The following is a 16,038-nucleotide window of genomic DNA, read 5'->3' as shown; positions in this document are numbered from 1 at the left end:
TTTCGCTTTCAGCCACGAAAAACACTCAGGAATTTTAATCTGGCCATATGGCTCAGAACCGGCACGCCTGCTGACATACCTTTATCCATTGGGTTGATTGGGCAATCTGGCACGGCAGATGTCAAGCAGGTTATATGAGAAAAGTTTGCATATGAACTTTATGAAGTTAAGTACTTTATAAACACGAAAAAAGGCGGGCCCCTGCAAGGAGCCCGCCTTTTTTACCATCCCGCGTAACGGACCGGACCAAACAGCCCCGGCCTACTGCGCGCTGGCACTTGCCTCCGAGCGGGTTGCCCCTACGCGCATGGCCAGTGCTGCCGCCATAAATGCGTCCAGCTCCCCATCCAGAACGGCATCGGGGTTGCCGGTTTCAACACTTGTGCGCAGGTCCTTGACCATCTGGTAAGGGGCCAGAACATACGACCGTATCTGGTGCCCCCAGCCAATATCGGTCTTGGCGGCTTCCGCTTCAGCCGCTGCCGCCTCACGCCGTTGCAGTTCGGCTTCGTACATCCGTGCGCGCAGCATCTGCATGGCCGTAGCGCGGTTCCTGTGTTGGGAGCGGTCTGTCTGGCACGCAACCACAATCCCAGTAGGAATATGGGTGATACGGATAGCGGAATCCGTCTTGTTCACGTGCTGACCACCCGCGCCGGAAGCACGGAAAGTGTCCACCTTCAGGTCCGCGTCATTGATTTCAATTTCAATTGAATCATCAATAACCGGGTAAACCCAGACCGATGCAAAGGACGTCTGGCGGCGGGCTGCTGCATCAAAAGGAGAAATACGCACAAGCCGGTGCACACCTGCTTCGGTCTTCAGCCAGCCATAGGCATTGGGGCCGGAAACCAGAATGGTTGCGGATTTAAGCCCGGCCTGTTCGCCCTCCGAGCTTTCAATCAGCGTGACCTTGTAATCATGCGCTTCTGCCCAGCGGGTGTACATGCGCAGCATCATTTCGGCCCAGTCCTGCGCCTCCGTACCACCGGCCCCTGCATTGACTTCCAGATAGCAGTCATTGCTATCCGCCTCGCCAGAAAGCAGGCTTTCAATCTCACGCCGTTTGGCTTCTTCCGCCAAGGCGCGCAGGCTGGCCAGCCCCTCGGCCACCAGATCGGCATCCCCTTCGGCTTCGGCCATTTCAATCAGTTCGGAGGTGTCGTTCACGTTGGTTTCCAACGCCTGCACACCCTCGATCTGGTTGGCCAGAAGCGTACGCTCGCGCATCATTTTCTGCGCGGCTTCGGGGTTATTCCACAGGTCGGGGTCTTCGGCCTGGTTGTTCAGTTCCGCAAGGCGGGCTTCAGCGACATCCCAGTTAAAGATGCCTCCTCAGCAGTGCGACCGACTGCTTGATCTGTTCGTTAAGGGCTTCTGTCTCGGCGGACATCGGGCCTGTTCTCCATCTGCTTTGGGGGAATTATCGTCCCATTCCGTTCTCTGTGGCCTTCAATAAAGGCCACCCATGCCAATGTCACCCCCAGAAGGTGCGGGAGGTGGTGCGCTGTTGCCTTCGGCCGGGCTGGCCGCAGCCGCACCAGACGGGCCGGAACCATTGACGCTGGCCGCCATATCGCTTTCCGAATCCGGCATGTTCTCGGCCCCTGTATCGGCGGCACTCAGCTCCTGAGCATCCACGTTGCTCAGCAGGTTGGCACTCACACCGGGGAGCTGACCGTCCTTGAACGCATCTATCGCAACACCACGGCCCGTATCGTAGCTGACCAGTGTCACGCCATCGGGGGCAGCAAAGTCGAGCTTGGGCTGGTCCTTGAGGGCCGTCTTCATCACCTTGTTCCACAACGGGCCGGCAATGGCGCCCCCCGTCTCGTTCCGTCCAAGGGACTGAGGTGTATCAAACCCGACCCACACGACTGTCACCAGTTCAGGCGTGTAACCTGCGAACCAGGCATCGTTAAAGTTCTGGCTGGTGCCGGTTTTGCCTGCGATGGGCGTATCTATGCCCTCACCCGCCCGCACACCCGTACCGCGCCGGATAACATCTTGCAGCATGGTCGTGATCTGGAACGCACTCTGCTCGGATGCCGCCACGGGCCTGTCATCACGCAAAGCGGGGAGGTCCTGCGGTGTAAGCACCACAACCGACGGCTGGGGGGAAGGCTGGCCAGAGCCCGCACCACCGGCATTCGCCTGCGGTGCATCCGGGTGTATGGCGTCCACCCCATTGGCTGCGCCAGCCCCCGCGGCAGGCAGGGAAGACGCCGCAACCAGAGACAACCCGCTGGCAGGCCGCCAGATGACATGCCCATCACGGTCCTGCACATCATCAATCAGGGTCGGAGTAATCCTGCGCCCTCCGGCGGCAAGGGCGGCGTAGGCTCCGGCCTCCTTGAGCACCGTGGTTTCCACAGCACCCAGCGCTGCAGGCAGCACATGGGGCATGCTATCCACCAGCCCGAGCTTGATGGCCGTATCCGCAACCGTGTTCATGCCCAGATGGGCGGCAAGGCGAATGGTCACAAGGTTGCGCGATTCACGCAGCGCGTCATGCAGGGACGTGGGGCCCCAGAAGTCTTTTTCGTAGTTATTGGGGTGCCATGTGCCGTAGGACACGGGGGAGTCATCAAACTCCTGAGAGGGCGATATACCCTGCTCCATGGCCTGTAGATAGACAAATGGCTTGAAGGAGGAGCCCGGCTGGCGCAGCGCCTGCGTGGCCCGGTCAAACTGCGAGGCCTGAAAAGACCACCCCCCCACTAGGGCAAGAACACGCCCCGTGCGGGCGTTCATGGTGACAATAGCGCCTTCCACAACCGGTATCTGCATCAGCGCAACACCGGACTGCCCGCTCTGGGGTTCGACCATCACAATGTCACCCGTGCGGAGGGGGCGGGCCCGGCGGACCCATGCCATATCCTTGGGCTGGATCTGCCCTGTATGGGGTTCACCCCCCTGCGCAACATTGCGGCGGACCACGCTGCCTTCCAGCCAGCCGACCTGCCCCTTGTTGCCATCCAGCACAATGGCCAGACGCCACTGGTCCAGCATGCCGGCCGGAGCACTGACCGTGCGCAGGGCGCGTACCCACTCGTCCTGCGTGAGCGGCACAGGGGTATTCAGGTGCGTAACAGGGCCGTGCCAGCCACGGTGCTGGCGGTCATACGCCATAAGCCCCTGCTGCAAAATGGTCTGGGCCGCACGCTGGAGGGGCAGGTCCAGACTGGTATGCACATCCAGCCCCCCCTGCATGGTGACATCCTGACCATATTTTTCCAGCAGTTCACGCCGGACTTCCTCGGCAAACCATTCGGAGCCGGGAGCGGGGCCGGGGCGGGAATAGCTGATGCTGACAAGCGGCTCTGCCTCGGCCATACGGGCCTCGGCCTGCGTAATGGCGCCAATATCGGCCATGCGCTCCAGCACCCAGTTGCGGCGGCCCCGCGCTGCATCGGGGAAGCGGGCAGGGTTGTAATTGGTGGGCGACTTGGGCAGCGCCGCCAGAAACGCGACCTCCGCGTTATCCAGCTGGTCCAGAGGTTTGTTAAAATACGTCTGGGCAGCAGCACCAATGCCATAGGCACCGTTACCCAGATAAATTTCGTTCAGGTAAATCTCGAGGATTTTTTCCTTGGGCAGAACCTGCTCGATGCGCATGGCCAGAAACGCTTCCTTGGCCTTGCGCTTGAACGAGACAGCATTGCTCCCCAGCAGCATGACGCGGGCAACCTGCTGCGTAATGGTGGACGCACCAATAGGCCTGCGCCCGCGTCCACGTGTCAGGTCGGTCAGGCCCGCGCGGATGATCGCGGCGGGGTCCACGCCCTTATGGGTCCAGAACTTCTGGTCTTCCGCCGCGATAAACGCACTTTTTACCCGGTCGGGAATGGCGTTGGAGGGCACAAACACCCGCCGCTCGTCCGCCAGTTCGGCGACAAGCTGGTCATCCGATGCGTACAGGCGGCTCATGACCGGCGGCTGATAGGAGCGCAGGCCATCCACTGTTGGCAGGTCAGCCACAATACTCTGGTATTGCGACCACACCACCACGGCCCCGCCAGCACTGCCCACCAGCAGCACGGCCGCAGCCGTGCCCAGCAGCATACGCCATTGGCGAAAGCGCGGCCTGCCTAACAAAAAGGACCGTGTTGTATCCCGGTCATGGGGGGGGGAAGAATCCGGATCACCAGAAGGTGGAGTGCGTGTCATACCGGTCCTTTATCATTCCCATATTCTGTCGTCTCCTCGCCATTGCCATTCTCTTTACAATCGTGGCGGAATTCCGACCTGTGCTCCAAACCCTGACAGGCCCGGCTTTTACGCCTGACCCAGCAGTTCGCCCAATATGCGCGCTGTATAGTCCACCACGGGCACAACACGCCCGTAATTTATGCGCGTCGGGCCAATAACGCCTATGGCCCCGACAATCCTGTTGGCCTCGTTTCTGGCCGGAGCCATGACAACGGACATGCCAGTGGTACCAAACAGGCCACTTTCCGCGCCAATAAAGATGCGCACCCCTTCCGAACTTTCAACCAGTTCCAGCAGACGCAGCATTGTCTCCTGCGCTTCCAGCCGGTCAAACAGGGTCTGGATGGCAACAAGACGCTCCTGCCCGTCCACATCAGCCAGCAGGCGGGACTGGCCACGCACGATCAGCGTGCCGCCACTTTCCCCCCGCTCGGTGTTCCAGATCGCCAGACCACTCTCCACCACCTCGGCGGTCAGGCTATTCAGCACCGTGCGGTTTTCGCTCATTTCCGCCCCTACGCGGTGGCGCAGGTCGGGCAGGGATGCCCCCATGGCGCGCGCGTTCAGGTAATTGGCAGCCTCCACCAGCGCAGAGGGAGGAGTCCCGGCCGGAATTTCGATCACCCGGTTTTCCACATGTCCATCCGCCCCCACCAGCACCACAAGGGCACGGTTACCACCCAGCGCCACGAACTCTATATGCTTGATCCCGCCCTCACCCTTGGGAGCCACCACCAGCCCTGCCGCATCGGACATACCTGCGAGCAGGGAGGATGCCTCGGTCAACGTATCCTGCAAGGAGCGTCCGCGCGCTTCCAGCGAATGACCGATGACCTTCTGCTCATCTTCGGAGAGCGCACCAAACTGGAGCAGCCCATCCACAAACAGGCGCAGCCCTTTTTCCGTTGGCAGGCGGCCTGCCGATGTATGCGGGGAAAACAGCAGGCCCGCCTCGGTCAGGGAGACCATGACATTGCGGATTGTCGCGGGGGAAAGCGGCTGCCCCAACCGGCGTGAAAGAGTGCGCGACCCCACGGGTTCGCCACTGGCCATGTATTCTTCCACAATCTCGCGCAGGATGTTGGCGGAGCGTCCATCCAGTTCGGGAGGTAGCATTGCTTGGGCGGGCAACAGGCCACGCTTCATGGCTCTCAGGCTCCTTTGGGCGGTCTGATAAGCGATTATAACGGCTTATTGCCGGTTTTACTCCTGCCAAAAGCATTTTATGTGCAGGCGCAACCCTTTGTTATTGTTTTGCAGGAGCAGCAGCATGCGTCCATCAGGCCGACAGGCCGGGCAGATGCGCCCGATTATTATAGAAACCGGCTTTTCCCGCCATGCGGAAGGCTCTGCCCTTATCCGCATTGGTGGCACAGAGGTCCTGTGCACCGCCAGTGTGGAAAACCGTGTTCCCCCCTTCCTGCGCGGCAAGGGCAGCGGGTGGGTTACGGCGGAATATGGTATGCTGCCCCGCGCCACCCATGCCCGCGGCAACCGTGAGGCCGCACGGGGCAAGCAGTCAGGCCGCACGCAGGAAATCCAGCGCCTGATCGGCCGCTCCCTGCGCGCGGTTACGGACCTTAAGGCCCTTGGCGAACTCTGCATTACACTGGATTGCGATGTACTGAACGCCGATGGCGGCACGCGCTGTGCCTCCATTACCGGCGCGTGGGTGGCCCTCCGTCTGGCCCTTGGCAAGCTGGTTGCCAACCGCGTGCTGCAACGCATGCCACTAACCGGGCAGGTCGCTGCCGTATCCTGCGGGCTGACCAGTGCCGGCGCCGTGCTGGACCTTGACTACACGGAAGACAGCGCCGCACTGGCCGACACCAACTTTGTGCTCAGCGCTGATAACCGTATTGTGGAAATTCAGGCCTCGGCCGAACATGCCCCCTTTAGCGAGGATGCCTTTAACTCCCTGTTCGCCCTTGCCCGCAAAGGTGCAGGCGAACTGTTTGAAGCCCAGTTGACTGCCGTCAACACAGCAGAGCAGCCCTGAACATGACCAACCCCACCCTTAAATCCGGCGACAGGCTGGTACTTGCCACGCATAACGCAGGCAAGCTGGCCGAATTTTCCGCCCTTATGGCGGAGTTTGGCATTACCGTACTCTCCGCCGGGGAATTGAACCTGCCCGAACCGGAGGAAACCGCCACAACCTTTGCCGGTAATGCCGCCATCAAGGCGCTGGCAGCCGCCCGGGCCGCCAACCTGCCAGCACTGGCCGATGATTCGGGCCTGTGCGTGAGTGCTCTGGGGGGTGCGCCGGGTATTTACTCCGCCCGCTGGGCTGGCCCGGACAAGGACTTTAACGCCGCCATGGCCCGGATTGAGGAAGGCATCGGGCAGGACGAACGCAATGCGTGGTTTATCTGCGTGCTCTGCCTTGCCTTCCCCGATGGGCGCACATTCAGCTTTGAAGGGCGGATTGACGGGCAGATTGTCTGGCCCCCACGTGGTGCCAACGGCCACGGATATGACCCGATTTTTGAACCCGAAAACCAGACCCGCAGCTTTGCGGAAATGACGGATGAGCAGAAAAACGCCATCAGTCACCGTGCCCGCGCATTTGCGGCCTTCCGCAAGGCCTGTCTGGACTAAGGCATAGCCCATAAAAAAATAGCGCCCTTGTGGGGCGCTATTTTTTTGCATGGCAAATGATTTTGCCAAACCGGGATGGCGCAAACCACCCCGGTTTTTTTATGCTCAGTCTTCGGTGTTACGGCGACGGATCGCTGCACCCAGAATATCACCGAGCGATGCACCGCTATCTGCGGAGCCGTATTCGTTGATAGCCTGCTTGTCTTCTTCCACTTCGCGGCCCTTGATGGTCAGGGCAACTTTGCGGGATGCACGGTCAACGGACACAACCTTGGCGTCCACACGTTCGCCAACGGCGAAGCGTTCGGGGCGCTGTTCGGCTTTGTCACGAGCCAGTTCCGCACGACGGATGAAGCCGCTCAGAACGTCGTCAACCTTCACTTCAATGCCGTTGGTCTGCACAGCGGTCACGATGCAGGTAACGATCGTGCCCTTCTGGATGCTGGCCAGCGCATCGGCTGCCGGATCTTCCTGAAGCTGCTTGATGCCCAGAGAGATACGTTCTTTTTCCACGTCCACGTCCAGAACCTTGGCTTTTACAACCTGGCCCTTTTCGTAGTTCTTCATGGCTTCTTCGCCAGCTTCGTCCCAGGACAGGTCGGACATGTGAACCATGCCGTCGATGTCTGCGGACAGGCCGATGAACAGGCCGAATTCCGTAATGTTGCGGATTTCGCCTTCCACGGTGGAGCCAACCTTGTGTTCTTCGGCGAACTGTTCCCAAGGATTGCGCTGAACCTGCTTCAGACCCAGAGAGATGCGGCGCTTGGAGCTGTCCACATCCAGAACCATCACGTCCACTTCCTGAGAGGTCGCAACGATTTTGCCGGGGTGGACGTTCTTTTTCGTCCAGGACATTTCGGAAACGTGCACCAGACCTTCAACACCGGGTTCCAGCTCAACGAATGCGCCGTAATCGGTAATGTTGGTCACGCGGCCCGTAAAGCGAGCGCCCGGCGGGTACTTAAGTGCCACATTTTCCCACGGATCAGCTTCAAGCTGCTTCATGCCAAGGGAGATGCGCTGCGTTTCGGGGTTGAAGCGGATCACCTGCACGCGTACCGGCTGGCCGATCTGCAGTGCTTCGGAGGGGTGGTTGATGCGCTTCCATGCGATGTCGGTCACATGCAGCAGGCCGTCAACGCCGCCCAGATCAACGAACGCACCGTAATCGGTGATGTTCTTGACCACGCCATCAAGGATCATGCCTTCGGTCAGGCCCTGGATCAGTTCGCTGCGCTGTTCAGCACGCGTTTCTTCCAGAACGGCACGACGGGAGACAACGATGTTGCCACGTGCACGGTCCATCTTCAGAATCTGGAACGGCTGGGGCACACCCATCAGCGGGCCGACGTCACGCACGGGGCGGATGTCCACCTGGCTGCCGGGAAGGAACGCCATGGCGCCGCCCAGATCAACCGTAAAGCCACCTTTAACGCGGCCATAGATGGTGCCGTTAACGCGCTGGTTGGCTTCGAAAGCTTTTTCTAGGCTGGTCCAGGCTTCTTCACGGCGTGCTTTTTCGCGGGAGAGAACGATGCTGCCGTCGCGGTCTTCGTAACGCTCGACGTACAGTTCGATCACATCGCCCGGCTGCACTTCAGGCTTGACGCCCGGAGGTGCGAATTCACGCAGGGAAACGCGGCCTTCGCTCTTCAGGCCGACGTCAACAATGGCGTAGTCGTCGGTCAGACGAACAACGCGACCGCGAACAACGGACCCGTCAAAGCCGGAATCGCGGCCAAGGGTCTCATCAAGAAGGGCGGCAAAATCTTCGCCACGGAAGTGATCCGTGGTCTGGGTGGTGGCTGAAGCCATGTGGTACCGTAAATCCTGAGCCCGCCAGCAACATGCGTGCAGGCTGTTCCTGCGCACCGCAAACTGCGGCACGACTTGCCCGACGGAACGGATGGGTAGCAATACCCCCCGTTTTTTGGGTCAGGCCAGACTGTTATCCAGAAAAACCCGCCATCGGGGCGGATTTCTGTTTGCACAGAGAACACCTGACCCCGGTTTGTCAACTTAAAGCGCCATTCATCACGCAAATGGGGGGCAAAAAATGCGTAACCATGGCTTGCGTCCCCTGTACGGGGGCCTGCACTCAGCCCCGTGCAGCCACGAGTCGTTCCCGCGTAAACCGCAAGGCTTCGGCCAGAACGGCCTGTGCATCCAGCGTGTCCGTCTCAATCACGTATGCGTCATCCGCAACCCGCATGGGTGCGGAATCCCGGCTTGCATCAGCTTCATCACGCGCGCGCAGGGCGTTTTCCATGGCCTGAAGCTGCGTTTGCGCATCGGGGGCGGCCGGGTCCCCTCCGCTTTGCAAAAAGCGCCTGAGCGTGCGGGTGGCGGGGGATGCGGTAATGAACAGTTTGACATCCGCATCGGGGAAAATGGCAGTGCCAATATCCCGCCCGTCCAGCACGGCCCCCTGCCGGGCGGCAAACCGGCGCTGGGTTTCCACCAGAGCGGCACGGACCGCAGGCTGGGCCGCCACCTTGCTGGCTGCCAGAGCGGCATCTGGCAGGCGCAGGTCCTTGCGCTGCATGTCCTCTGGCGTCAGGGCCTGGGCAAACCGTTCGGCGGGTTGTGCGGGGTCCTGCCCGGCATCAAGGGCCAGCCGCCCGACTGCACGGTAGAGCAACCCTGTATCCAGATACGGCAGGCCCAGTGCTTCGGCCAGTTTGCGGGCCAGAGTGCCCTTGCCAGCCGCCGCGGGACCATCCACGGCAATAACGGGTCCGCCGCGCGTCATAGTGCAAACCCCGCGCCAAGGCTGTTCATGAGCTGCAAATAGCCGGGGAAGCTGGTGTCTATGAACGCGGTATCATCTATTTCCACCGGGTTCTGGGCCACCAGCCCCAGCACGGACGCGCTCATGGCCAGCCGGTGGTCCATATGGGTCTGCACCACGCCACCGCCGGGAATGGCGTTGCTGGTGCCGTACACAACCAGATCATCCCCCTCCACTGCGGTTTTAACGCCATTGTTTTCCAGCAGCGCCACGGTTGCGGCCAGACGGTCGCTCTCCTTCACGCGCAGTTCTTCCACCCCGCAAAAGCGCGATACGCCAGAAGCATGCGCCGCCGCCACAGCCAGAATGGGGTATTCATCAATCATGGACGGAGCACGGTCGGCAGGTACGGTCACGCCTTTGAGGCTGGATGCACGCACATGCAAATCCCCCACCAGCTCGCCCCCTTCGGTGCGGATATTGGTGACCTCAAGCTGTGCGCCCATTTCCTGCAAGGTAATGAACAGGCCGGTGCGCAGGGGGTTCAGTCCCACGGTGGAAATTGTAATATCCGCCCCCGGCACCAGCAGCGCTGCAACAATAGGGAAGGCGGCGGAGGACGGGTCCCCCGGCACCACCACATCGCGCGCAACAAGGTCCGGGCGGCCCTGTAGCAGAATAACCCGACCACCCTGTGGGGTTTCCTCCACCTTAACGTGCGCGCCAAAGTGGCGGAGCATGTTTTCGGTATGGTCCCGGGTGGCTACGGGTTCTTCCACCCGTGTCTGCCCCTGTGCGTTCAGCCCGGCCAGCAGCACGGCGGATTTGACCTGCGCAGAGGCCACGGGCAGGCGGTAATCCAGCGGCTTGGGGTCTGCCAGACCATGAATGGCCATGGGCAGGCGTCCGCCCTCACGCGCCATAAAGGTGGCCCCCGTACCTGCCAGCGGGTCCATGACGCGCTTCATGGGCCTACGGCGCAGGCTGGCGTCCCCCGTCATGACCGACACCATGCCGTGGCTGGCCAGAATACCGGACAAAAGACGGGCCGCCGTACCGGAATTGCCCATATCCAGCACATCATCGGGCTCACGCAGCTTGCCAATGCCCAGACCACTCACGCGCCAGTCCCCCGGTGCGTGCTGCGCTACCTGTGCGCCCAACGCGCGCATGGCCGCCGCTGTGCGCAGAACGTCCTCCCCTTCCAAAAGCCCGGTAATATGAGTTTCCCCCCGTGCGAGGGAGGCAAACATAAGGGCACGGTGGCTGATGGATTTATCACCCGGCACACGGATGGAACCGGAAAGAGGGGCCTGCGCGCGCGTAACCCGCAGCGGACGGGCGGAGGGGGAGGATACGTGTGTCATGCTCTTTTCATTCCGGCGGGACGGCCTGCAAGTCAATCCGGGCAGGGGCAGAAAAAGAGGGGTGGGGATGCAGAAAATACCACCTTTTGCAAACTCCGGGTTTGACACGACCCGAAACACAGTGGCATTGGGCATCGCCTTAACAGTCTGGTTCGAGTCCTGTCCCAGCACTCCGGTGCTGTTCGGGGTTCGTTCGTGTTCCGGGGCGTTGGCCCCAATATCTGCTCAGGATTGACAGGTAGCAAGATGTCCCAGCCCGATCTCGGCACCAAACGCGTCTGCGTGTCCTGTGGTGCCCGTTTTTATGACCTGAACCGCGCACCCGCCATTTGCCCCAAATGCGGAACGGAACAGCCTGCTCTGGTGCCGCGCCTGCGCCGCAACTCTGACAGCCTGTCCCCCGTTCCAGCGAGTGCTGCCCCCATCAAGAAGGCCGATGAAGATATCGATATCGACACCGATGACGATACGGACGACGATGATGTGATGGAAGACACCGCTGATCTGGATGATGATGACGACGACATCAGCTCAGACATCGATGTCAACACGGATTCGGAAGACCACGAATCCTGATCCCTCAGGGGATTCTGAACATCTGTGTTTCAGACCAAAAAAAGCCCGCTGGCATACAGCGGGCTTTTTTTATGTCGCCAGCCCCGGCTGGCAGGCTAGGGCCAGAAATCAGCTTGCAGGGCGGCGCTCTATTTCCACGCCCACACCTTCTATTTCTGCAAACACATCCAGTTTTTCTATGCGCACACGCACAACACGCACGCGGTCATCGCTCAGCACGCCGGAGGCTATGCGTTCGGCCAGTGTTTCCACCAGCCGCACATGCCCTTCGCGCACAATACGGTGCACAAGCTGGACCACCCGCTCGTACGAGACCGTACGGCTCAGGTCATCCGGCCCGACCTCCAGGTCCGTGCGGTCATCCACCCCATAATGGACCGACACCCGAATACGCTGGGTTACACCCTGCTCATGCGGGAACACGCCAATATGGGCATCGAGCACCATGTTCTTCAAAAACAGGCAACGCAGCGGCGGCTGGTCGGCCCACGGAGCAAAAACGGCCATTCTTTTATTCTTCCACGGCATGTCCGGCCAACAGGGCCGGGGACCATTGCAGGTGTTGCCCACTGTTCAGGGTCAGCATCTGCCCGGTCACAAAGGGCTCGGCCAAAAGGGCAAGGGTTGCCCGCGCAGCCTGATCAGGCAAAGCATTCTGGGCGGGGGGCACAGACGCGCATTGCCGTGCAGGCTGTTCCTGCATCGGCCCGGAGCCGGGCAGGGCAGGACCGGGAGCAGAACCCAAGGCGTTAACCCTGATCCCTTTGGGAGCAAGGGCCTGCGCCATGGTCTGTGTGAGTGTCCACAGCGCAGTTTTGGACACGGTATGGCTGACAAAGTGCGGCGATAGCGGCCACACATGCTCATCCAGCATATTCAGCACCATGCCCTGTGCCCCTTGGGGCAACCCCTTGGCAAAAGCCTGAATCAGCACAAAAGGCGCACGCAGGTTGGGCTTCATGTGCAGCATCCAGCTTTCCAGCGAGGCACTGTCCCATTCATCCTGCTCACAGGTGGAGGTATTGTTGACCAGCACCCCCAAAGGGCCGCCAAGAGCCTGCGCGGCCTGCCCATACAGGGCCTGTACCTGCTCCTCCCGCATGAAATCGGCCTGTAGCACACAGCCGGTGCGGCCTAACGCGCGCACGGCATGCAATATGCCCTCCGCCCCGGCCCTGTTGGTGCGGTCATGGATGGCCACATCAAACCCAGCCTGCGCAAGACCAAGCACAATGGCCTGACCAAACCGCTCGCTACCCCCGGTTACCAGAGCGCGGCGTGGTATGGCCGGGCTGATCGGCTGCATGTCCACGGGTATGATTCTTCCCTTAATGGTTGGCGCCACTCTGTCAGGCAGGGCGACGAGCACCCAGAGCGGCGGCCAGAGTGCCATCGTCCAGCACATCCAGAGCGCCCCCCATGGGCACGCCCTGCGCCACACGGCTGATGGTCAGCCCCTCATATGCTTCCAGCTGGTCCATCAGCCAGTGCATGGTGGTGGCTCCTTCCACCGTGGCGCCCAGAGCCAGAATCACCTCGCGCACGGTGCCTTCATGCAGGCGGGTCATAAGGGCGGATACGTTGAGGTCTTCCGGCCCAACCCCAGCCAGAGGGGACAGAGTACCCCCCAGAACCTGATAAACACCCCTATGGACCCCCGCACGTTCAAGCGCCCACAGGTCCCCCACCGTTTCCACCACACACACCAGCCCCCTGTCACGCAGCGGGTCGGTGCAGATGTGGCACGGGTCCGATGTATCCAGATTCCCGCAGGAAGAGCAGGTGCGAATGGCCTCCCCCGCCCGTTCCATGGCGCGGGCCAGCGGGGCCAGCCGTGTATGGGGCTCGCGGAGCAGGTACAGCGCCACACGCCGGGCCGAGCGCGGGCCAAAACCCGGCAGGCGCCCCAGCAGGCGAATAAGCTGCTCTATTTCCTGACCACCCATGCCCGCCTGCTTTCCCCCGCGCTCAAGGTCGGTTGTATCTGCGGTTTAGAACGGCAGTTTCATGCCTGCGGGCAGGTTAAGCCCACCGGTGACCTTCTGCATTTCCTCGGCTGCTTTTTCGTCCAGCTTCTTGCGGGCATCCGCACAGGCCGCAACAATCAGGTCCTGCAACATTTCCATTTCGGTCGGGTCTGCCAGCTTGGGGTCGATTTTAATGGAGCGCATGTCCCCCTTGCCGCTCAGCACAACGCTGACCATGCCTGCACCGGCCGAACCATCAATGTTCATGGCTTCCAGTGTGCTCTGCATGGCTTCCATCTTGGACTGCATCTGCGTAGCCTGCTTCATCAGTGAGGCAAGGTTCTTCATGGTCATCCCCTTAGCTTGTCTGTCTGCCGCGTGGTGCGGCTATGGCGCACCCCTGCGGCGCATCACCTGTTCCCTATCTGGCCCAGAACGTGCTATTTTGCCAGCCCGGCCCGCTCACTTCAGTCCTGCGAGGCACCGGGGTCGTATGGTCGGTCGTCTTCATCCAGCGGCTGCGCGTCCAGAGGAGCAAACAGCAGTTCGGGCGGTTCCTCCGGAGGGAGGCCGTAATCATCCAGCCCGTGGTCATTCACCTCACCCAGTTGCGCATCGGGAAAAGCGTTCAGAATAGCCCGGACCAGCGGGTGCGCCTCTGCCTCGCGCCGGCGGAACTGGATAACCTCCGCGCCCTGCGCGTCCAGCGTGGGCTCACCATCCTCCTGCCCGGCTTCAATCTGCCAGCTTATGCCCGTTGCGCGGTCCAGCACGCGGCGGAGCTGCGGCACAATATCGCTCGGCACCCCGCGCTCAAACCGCAGGACAATACGTCCGGGGGCAAAAGAAATCAGATGCGCGGCATGCCGTAACTGCCCGTGCAGAATTGCCTCGCGCTGCTCCCTGACCAACGCCACGGCCTCCCGCCATGTCCGCGGGACCGGCGGAGGGGCCGGCTCAACCGGGGCCACGGGCTGCACAACAGGGGCTGCTGCCTGTACGGGCGCGGCCACGGCCATACCGCCGGAGCTGACCATACGCAGGCGCGGCGGCTCATGCCCACCTGCTGCATCACCCTGTGGAGCCACAAAAGCGCCGGTCCCGTTCGGGCCAGCACTCCCCACAGGTGCACCAGCCAGCCCGGACGGGCCACTGGCCTGTGGCGCGGAAGGGGGGGCAGATGATCCGCCACGCCCGGTATCGTCCTGCGTAGCGCTCAGGCGTTTGACCAGATCCTCGGGCGAGGGCAGATCGGCCACGTAACACAGGCGGATCAGCACCATATCTGCTGCAGCGCGGCGGTCTGGTGCACTCTCCACCTCCCGCACACCTTTGACCAGCATCTGCCATGCCCGCATGAGCACGGGCACGGTAAAGGCGCTGGCCATATGTGTGCCCCGCACCCGCTCGGCCTCTGGCATATCTGCCGAGTCCCCCAGACCGGGCACAGCCCGCAGGCGGGAAACAATATGCACAAGCTCCAGCATATCCCCCAGCACAAGGCCGGGGTCAGCCCCACGGGCATAGGCTGCATCCAGCAGGGCAAGGGCTTTGTCGGGCTTGCCGGTCAGCACCGCATCGAGCAGGTCAAACACTACCTCGCGGTCCGCCAGCCCCAGCATGTCGCTCACAATGCCTGCGCCAATAACCCCGCCTTCATCCGTCACACCACTGCCCTGGGCAATGGCCTGATCCAGCAGGGAGAGACCATCCCGCACCGAGCCGTCTGCCGCGCGGGCGATCAGGGCCAGTGCATCATCGGAGAGCGCAACGTGTTCCTTTTGTGCAATCCGGGCGAACAGGCCGGCCAGTTCGGCCTGTGGCACCCGCCGCAGGTCAAACCGCTGGCAGCGCGACAGAACCGTGACCGGCACCTTGCGCAGTTCGGTCGTGGCAAAAATGAACGTCACCTGCGCAGGCGGCTCTTCCAGCGTTTTGAGCAGGGCGTTAAAGGCATTGCGCGAGAGCATATGCACTTCGTCGATGATAAAGACCTTCATACGCCCCTGCATGGGGCGGAAGCGCGTGGCCTCTATGATCTCGCGCACATCATCCACCCCTGTGCGGGAGGCGGCGTCCATTTCCAGCACGTCGGGGTGGCGGTCAGCCAGAATGGCCACGCAGTTGGGGCATACACCACACGGGTCAGCCGTGGGGCCGCCGTTGCCATCCGGCCCGGTGCAGTTAAGGGCACGGGCAATAATGCGTGCGGTCGTGGTTTTGCCCACTCCGCGCACCCCGGTCAGCATAAAGGCATGGGCCACCCGCCCCAGCGCAAACGCATTGCGCAGGGTGCGGACCATGGCCTCCTGGCCAATCAGGTCATCAAATGTTGTGGGGCGGTATTTGCGGGCAAGCACCCTGTAGGGAGGGGCTGCGGCATCGGGCACTGGCGGGGGAGGCGCGGAGGGGGCGGGAGCCGGATCGGCATCACCAAACAGGCCGGGGCCTTCCGGTTCCGGACTGGGAAGCCCCTCATCGTGAGGGAACTGCTCGTCAGTCGTATCACTCATGCCATGCCCGCAGACTGTGTAAGGTCACGCCCTGCATGCGCGGTTTGACCGGCGCAGAATGGTCTGAT

Annotated in this window: 14 protein-coding genes; 3 read left to right on the top strand and 11 right to left on the bottom strand. The window is 61.6% G+C overall.

Annotated elements, in window-relative coordinates; genetic code table 11:
• Window positions 1-261 precede the first annotated feature (261 nt).
• The 3 genes from prfB to hrcA all read right to left on the bottom strand — a co-directional run bounded on the left by prfB (window position 262) and on the right by hrcA (window position 5,358).
• Window positions 262-1,393 (bottom strand): peptide chain release factor 2 gene (gene prfB, locus LKE65_RS04005; RefSeq protein WP_098123136.1). Its coding sequence is split into 2 segments (ribosomal slippage): window positions 262-1,323 and window positions 1,325-1,393, totalling 1,131 coding nucleotides; the frame shifts between segments, so codons are not numbered across the junction.
• 59 nt (window positions 1,394-1,452) lie between these two features.
• Window positions 1,453-4,170: a penicillin-binding protein 1A gene (locus LKE65_RS04000; RefSeq protein WP_278740528.1), complete on the bottom strand. Its 2,718-nt coding sequence runs from the start codon at window positions 4,168-4,170 to the stop codon at window positions 1,453-1,455.
• 108 nt (window positions 4,171-4,278) lie between these two features.
• Complete coding sequence (gene hrcA / locus LKE65_RS03995) at window positions 4,279-5,358, bottom strand: heat-inducible transcriptional repressor HrcA (protein ID WP_086646884.1); 1,080 nt, start codon at window positions 5,356-5,358, stop codon at window positions 4,279-4,281.
• 124 nt (window positions 5,359-5,482) lie between these two features.
• Here hrcA and rph point away from each other — a divergent pair, with 124 nt between their 5' ends.
• Window positions 5,483-6,211 (top strand): ribonuclease PH, encoded by a 729-nt coding sequence (gene rph / locus LKE65_RS03990; protein WP_086646885.1) that lies wholly within the window; start codon window positions 5,483-5,485, stop codon window positions 6,209-6,211.
• Window positions 6,212-6,213: 2 nt separating this feature from the next.
• Window positions 6,214-6,813 carry an RdgB/HAM1 family non-canonical purine NTP pyrophosphatase gene (rdgB, locus tag LKE65_RS03985; RefSeq protein WP_086646886.1) on the top strand — a complete coding sequence of 200 codons (600 nt, stop codon included), beginning with the start codon at window positions 6,214-6,216 and terminating at the stop codon, window positions 6,811-6,813.
• Window positions 6,814-6,918: 105 nt separating this feature from the next.
• On the opposite strand, the gene rpsA is transcribed toward rdgB, so the two are convergent.
• The 3 genes from rpsA to aroA form a co-directional block, all read right to left on the bottom strand.
• Entirely contained in the window at window positions 6,919-8,631 is a 1,713-nt protein-coding gene (rpsA, locus tag LKE65_RS03980) for a 30S ribosomal protein S1 (protein ID WP_086646887.1), read from the bottom strand.
• Window positions 8,632-8,914: 283 nt separating this feature from the next.
• A complete protein-coding gene (gene cmk / locus LKE65_RS03975; protein WP_278740525.1) occupies window positions 8,915-9,568 on the bottom strand; it encodes a (d)CMP kinase in 654 nt (217 codons plus the stop codon).
• Window positions 9,565-10,914 carry a 3-phosphoshikimate 1-carboxyvinyltransferase gene (gene aroA / locus LKE65_RS03970; RefSeq protein WP_408744025.1) on the bottom strand — a complete coding sequence of 450 codons (1,350 nt, stop codon included), beginning with the start codon at window positions 10,912-10,914 and terminating at the stop codon, window positions 9,565-9,567. Before aroA ends, cmk begins: the two co-directional genes overlap by 4 nt.
• Window positions 10,915-11,160: 246 nt before the next feature.
• On the opposite strand from aroA, the gene LKE65_RS03965 reads away from it, so the two are divergent.
• Window positions 11,161-11,490, top strand: a complete 330-nt coding sequence (locus LKE65_RS03965; protein WP_086646889.1) for a TIGR02300 family protein — start codon at window positions 11,161-11,163, stop codon at window positions 11,488-11,490.
• A 108-nt stretch (window positions 11,491-11,598) separates the two neighbouring features.
• On the opposite strand, the gene folB is transcribed toward LKE65_RS03965, so the two are convergent.
• The 5 genes from folB to LKE65_RS03940 all read right to left on the bottom strand — a co-directional run bounded on the left by folB (window position 11,599) and on the right by LKE65_RS03940 (window position 15,970).
• A complete protein-coding gene (gene folB / locus LKE65_RS03960) occupies window positions 11,599-11,997 on the bottom strand; it encodes a dihydroneopterin aldolase (protein WP_086646890.1) in 399 nt (132 codons plus the stop codon).
• A gap of 4 nt (window positions 11,998-12,001) precedes the next feature.
• The gene (locus tag LKE65_RS03955; RefSeq protein WP_278741751.1) at window positions 12,002-12,808 is read right to left on the bottom strand and encodes an SDR family oxidoreductase; all 807 of its coding nucleotides are present in this window, start codon (window positions 12,806-12,808) and stop codon (window positions 12,002-12,004) included.
• Window positions 12,809-12,839: 31 nt separating this feature from the next.
• Window positions 12,840-13,436 carry a recombination mediator RecR gene (gene recR / locus LKE65_RS03950; RefSeq protein WP_086646891.1) on the bottom strand — a complete coding sequence of 199 codons (597 nt, stop codon included), beginning with the start codon at window positions 13,434-13,436 and terminating at the stop codon, window positions 12,840-12,842.
• A gap of 45 nt (window positions 13,437-13,481) precedes the next feature.
• Window positions 13,482-13,805, bottom strand: coding sequence for a YbaB/EbfC family nucleoid-associated protein (locus LKE65_RS03945; protein ID WP_086646945.1), 324 nt, complete (start codon window positions 13,803-13,805; stop codon window positions 13,482-13,484).
• Between the two features lie 119 nt (window positions 13,806-13,924).
• Window positions 13,925-15,970 carry a DNA polymerase III subunit gamma/tau gene (locus LKE65_RS03940; RefSeq protein WP_278740523.1) on the bottom strand — a complete coding sequence of 682 codons (2,046 nt, stop codon included), beginning with the start codon at window positions 15,968-15,970 and terminating at the stop codon, window positions 13,925-13,927.
• Window positions 15,971-16,038 lie beyond the last annotated feature (68 nt).

This window comes from Acetobacter fabarum, from assembly GCF_022483405.1.
GTDB lineage: Bacteria > Pseudomonadota > Alphaproteobacteria > Acetobacterales > Acetobacteraceae > Acetobacter > Acetobacter fabarum.
This window is presented reverse-complemented; position numbering and strand designations above follow the sequence as displayed.